This is a genomic window from Streptomyces sp. NRRL S-495, from assembly GCF_000966955.1.
Lineage (GTDB): Bacteria > Actinomycetota > Actinomycetes > Streptomycetales > Streptomycetaceae > Kitasatospora > Kitasatospora purpeofusca.
Genome location: NZ_JZWY01000584.1, coordinates 1 through 4,825, shown reverse-complemented (window position 1 = coordinate 4,825; position 4,825 = coordinate 1). Strand labels below are relative to the sequence as shown.

Sequence of the window (4,825 nt, the reverse complement as noted above, 5' to 3'; positions counted from 1 at the left end):
CCGTACGGCTGGCCCTGGCCCTGCTGCGGCGGCTGGTTGTAGCCGGCGGGCGGCTGCCCGCCCGGTCCGCTCCGGTACGGCGGCGGGGCGACCGGCGGGCGCTGGGCGTAGCCGGGCGGGGCCTGGTGGCCGCCGCCCTGGGGCGGCCGGCCCGGCTGCTGGTAGCCCTGCGGCTGCTGGCCCTGCTGCTGGCCCGGCTGCGGGTGGCCCTGCTGGTAGCCCTGCGGCGGCCGGTACCCCGGCTGCTGGGGGTGGCCCGGCTGCTGCGGGTAGCCCTGGTGGCCCTGCTGCTGGTGGCCCTGCTGCTGGTGCCCCTGCCCGGCCTGGAAGGGCGGCGGGGCGACCGGCGGGGCCTCGAAGTCCTCGGGCTCGAAGTAGCCGATCTCGGTCTGCTGGTTGCGGTCCCGGGCGGCCCGCAGCTGGGACTGCCACGGGTGCGGCGCGTCGGCCTGCGGCGGCCCGGCCGGGGGCGGCGGCACCGCGGCGGGCGGCATCACCCGGGTCGCGGCCGCGGGGTCGTACGGGGGCGGCTGGGTGTCCATCACCCGGGTGGCCGCCGCCGGGTCGTACCCCTGGCCCGGCTGGCCGGGAGCGGCCTGGCCGGCCGGGAGCACCTGGGTGCGGTCCTCGGCGCCGAACGGCAGGCCGGCCACGCCCGGACCGCCCAGCGGGCCCTGGCCCGCGGCGTCCGCGTTGCCGGGCACCACGGTCGGCTGCGGATCGGGCACGAGCAGCGCGCCCACGGCCAGCGCCGCGTCCACCGCCGCCGGGGAGGCGTGCACGCCCACCCCCGCCGCGACCACCCGCAGCGCGCGGGAGAGCGAGACCGCGCCGGGCCGCTGCGCCGGGTCCTTGCGCAGGCAGCGCTCGATCACCGTCCAGAGCGGCTCGGGCATGGTGGACGGCCGCTGCGGCTCCTGGGCGAGGTGCGCCTGGAGGATCGCCAGCGGGTTGTCGCCCTGGAACGGCTGGCGTCCGGTGACCAGCTCGTACAGCATGATCCCGGCGCCGTAGACGTCCACCGCGGAGGTCTGCGGGCGGCCCTCGGCGGACTCCGGCGCCACATAGGCGGGGGTGCCGACGAACTCGTGGCTGCGGGTGATGCCCGGGGAGTCGGCGAGCCGGGCGATGCCGAAGTCGGTCAGCATCGGGTGCATCTGCTCGGTGCCCTCGACGACGGCGGTGGCGAGCAGCACATTGGCCGGCTTGAGGTCGCGGTGGACGATGCCGTCGTCGTGGCTGGCGGCCAGCGCGTCGGCGACCTGGGCCATCAGCAGGGCGCCCGCGATCGGGCTGAACGGACCGTTCTGGCGCAGGTAGCGGGCCAGGTCGGGGCCGTCGACGAGGTCCATCACCAGGGCCAGCAGCTCGCCCTCGACGACCAGGTCGCGGACCTTGACGATGTTCGGGTGGGTGAGCCGCAGCAGCAGCGAGCGCTCGCGCAGGAACCGCATCACGACATCGGGGTCGGCGGCGAGCTCCTCGCGCAGGATCTTGATCGCCACCTGCTGCCCGGGCGCGGTACCGGGGACTTCGACGTCGGCACGGACCTGGCCGCGCCAGACGGTGCCGGTGGCCCCTCGTCCGAGGGTCTCCTCCAGCAGATACTTGCTCCCGACTGGCCGCACCTGTCGCACTCCTCGCCGTGCCGCCCGCGCGGGCGGCTCCTCCGCCGGTGCGGTGAGCCTGCCGGGCCCGTGTTTCCGGCCACTCTAACGGGGCCCGTTCACGTTTTTGGGTCGACCGGCAGGGCGTTCGCCCGGGTTGGGGGACATCCCCTACGGGAAGACCCGCAGGGCCCGCCGGCGGTTCCACCGGGGCCGCCGGGCCTGCCTTTCCGGGCACCGGTTGACCTGACTCTCCGTCGCCCGCAAACATGGCGATGATCGCAAGATCGTCAAATCCGGTACCGTGCGCGGACTGTCCGTGACGGATGGCAGGATGACACTCGCCACTCTTGTGGCCCAACCGGTGTCGCGGCCACCCCCGCTCCCCCGCGGCGGCCCCGGGCAGCGGCACAACGGCGTCACACCAGCAGAAGGGACCGCGGGCGAGATGCAGATCCGGCTGACCGTCCTCCGACCGCGCAGCGGCCCGGCAGTCGCCGGCACCGCCATCCCCTACGTGGACGTGCTGGTCACCGCGCCCGTGGGCACCGCGCTCGGCTCCCTCGCCGGGGCGCTCGCGGGCGCCGTCGGCGTGCGCGGCCCCCGGGCCGCCACCCATGTGCACCTCTACGCCGGGGCGCGCCGGGTGGACGAGCACACCCTGCTCGGCCACCCCCCGCTGCTCGACGGCGCCGTCCTCTCCCTCAACGAGCCGGACCCGACCGCCGACGACCCGGACGACACCCCCGCCGCCGCCGAACTCCGCGTCGTCGGCGGCCCCGACGCCGGCGGAGTGCACCGGCTGCACGGCCGGGAGATCCGGGTCGGCCGCTCCGGCGAGGCCGACGTCCCGGTCGACGACCCCGACGTCTCGCGGCTGCACCTCGCCCTGCACCTCGCCGAGGACGGCACGGTCACCGTCCGCGACCTCGGCTCCACCAACGGCACCACCGTGGACGGGCGGCTCGTCCCGCCGGGAGCACCGGAGGAGGCCGTCCCGCTCGACGGCACCGGCCTGCTGCGGCTCGGCGAGACCACCCTGCGGGTGACCGTCCCCGACACCCGGGACGGCTCCGGGCCGCCCGCCCGCGCCGCGCTCCCCGACGGGCACGGCCACCTCCAGCTCGCCGCCCCCGCACCGGTCCGTTCCGCCCCGGCGGTCACCGAGCCGCCCAGCGCGCCCGAACCGCCCACCGGGCGCGGGCGCGGCCTGCTCTCGCTCCGGCTCGGCCGCTCCGCCGCCGAACCGCCCGAGGAGAGCGCCGAGCGCCACCACGCCGCCGTCCGCACCCGGCAGGCCGCCGCCCAGCGCGAGCGCTGGCCCGACCTCGCCACCCTCCTGCTCAACGCGCTCGGCCGCGGGCCCCGGCTCTGGGAGCGCGGCCCCGGCCACCCCGACGCGCTCACCCTCCGGCTCGGCACCGCAGACCGGCCCGGCGGCCCCGGCACCTCGCCCGGCACCGTGCTCCCCGCCGTCCCGGTCACCCTCGACCTGCAGACCGCCGGCAGCCTCGGCCTCAGCGGCCCGCGCGAGCGGCTGGACGCGCTGACCCGCGCCGTCGTCGCCCAGCTCGCCGCGCTGCACCCGCCGACCGGACTCAGCCTGGTGGTGGTCGACGCCGACCCGGCGCGCACCCCGCAGGACCGCGTCGACACCTGGGCCTGGGCCCTGTGGCTGCCCCACCTGCGGCCCGCCGAGGGCCAGGACTGCCGGCTGCTGCTCGGCCTCGACGACGAGCAGGCCGCCGCCCGGCTCACCGAACTCACCACCCGGCTCAGCGGCCCGGTCGGCCTCGGCGGCCACCCCGCCACCGTGGTCGTGGTCGACGGCCGCCCGGCCACCGAGGCCGCCCGGCAGGCCCTCGACCTGCTGCTGCGCCAGGGACCGGCAGTCGGCATCTTCCCCGTCTGCCTCGCCGAGCAGCCCGAACTGCTGCCCCGCGGCCTCGGCGCCACCGCGCTGATCACCGGCGAGGTCGGCACCCAGCTGTCGCTCGACCGCCCAGGCCCGGTCGCCCGCGGCCGCGAGACCCTGCACGAGATCTCCCTGGACGCCGTCTCCGACGCCTGGGCCGAGCGCCTCGCCCGGGTCCTCGCCCCGCTGCGCGAGGCCACCCCGGCCAACCGGGGGCCACTGCCGGACGCGCTGCGCCTGCTCGACCTGCTCCAGCTGGACACCGTCACCCCGGCCAAGCTCTCCGCCCGCTGGGACGCCCACGCCGGCGGCATCGGCGCCGCCACCGCCCTGCTCGGCACCACCCGCGACGAGCTGTGCGTGCTCGACCTCGCCGACCCCGAACTCACCCTCCCCTCCCCCGACCCGGGCGGCCCGCACCTGCTGATCGGCGGCGCCCGCGGCTCCGGCAAGACGGAGCTGCTGCGCACCCTGATCGCCTCGCTCGCCGTCTCCGAGCGGCCCGAACGCCTCGCCGTCACCGTGGTCGAGGGGCGGGCCACCGAGGACGGGCTCGCCGGCTGCACCGAACTCCCGCACGTCACCGGCCTGGTGAACGCCGGCGCCGACCCGCGCGCCGCGCTGCTCGCCGCCGAGGCGCTGGAGGACGAGCTGGCGATGCGGGAGCGGCTGTTCGACGGCCTGGACTTCGCCTCCTGGCACGCGGCCCGGATCCTCGACGGGGAGCCCGTCCCGGTCCCCGCCACCGTCGGTGCCCCGACGCCGGCGGCGAACACCCCGCGCATCATCCAGCCGCGCAGCCCCGAGGCCGCGGTTGCACCTGCGGCGGGCGCCGGGCCCTGCCCGCCCCGGCTGGTCGTCGTCGTCGACGACTACGACGCCCTCCTCGCCCCGACCTCCCCGGCCGGGCGGCCGCTCGCCCGGGCCCTGGCCGCCGTCGCCCGCCGCGGCGGGCCGCTCGGCATCCACCTCGCGGTGACCACCGGCCGCCCGGAGGAGACCACCGGCACCGAGGTGGACGACGCCGCCCTGCTGCGGATCGCGCTGCGGACGGACGACCCGGCCGACTCCGATCTGCTGATCCACCTCGGCGACGCGGCGGCCCTGCCGGATTCGACTCCGGGCCGCGGCTACCTGCGCCTGCCGGACGGCGGCGTCACCGCGTTCCAGACCGCCCGCATCAGCGGCCGCATCCCGCGCACCGCGACCCTGCGGCCCACCGTCGTCGCCATAGACCCGCTCCAACTGGGCGCCCCACCCGCCCGCCGCCCCGTCCGCGAGCTGGGAAACGGCCCCACCGACC

At 77.8% G+C, this 4,825-nt stretch carries 2 protein-coding genes; one reads left to right on the top strand and one right to left on the bottom strand.

Going from position 1 to position 4,825, the window contains the following annotated elements:
• A partial coding sequence (locus VR45_RS27900; RefSeq protein ID WP_052709426.1) for a serine/threonine-protein kinase occupies positions 1–1,628 on the bottom strand: 1,628 nt, incomplete at its 3' end.
• A gap of 427 nt (positions 1,629–2,055) precedes the next feature.
• On the opposite strand from VR45_RS27900, the gene VR45_RS27895 reads away from it, so the two are divergent.
• Positions 2,056–4,825, top strand: a 2,770-nt coding sequence (locus tag VR45_RS27895) for an FtsK/SpoIIIE domain-containing protein (RefSeq protein WP_045942615.1), incomplete at its 3' end; no start/stop codon positions are given.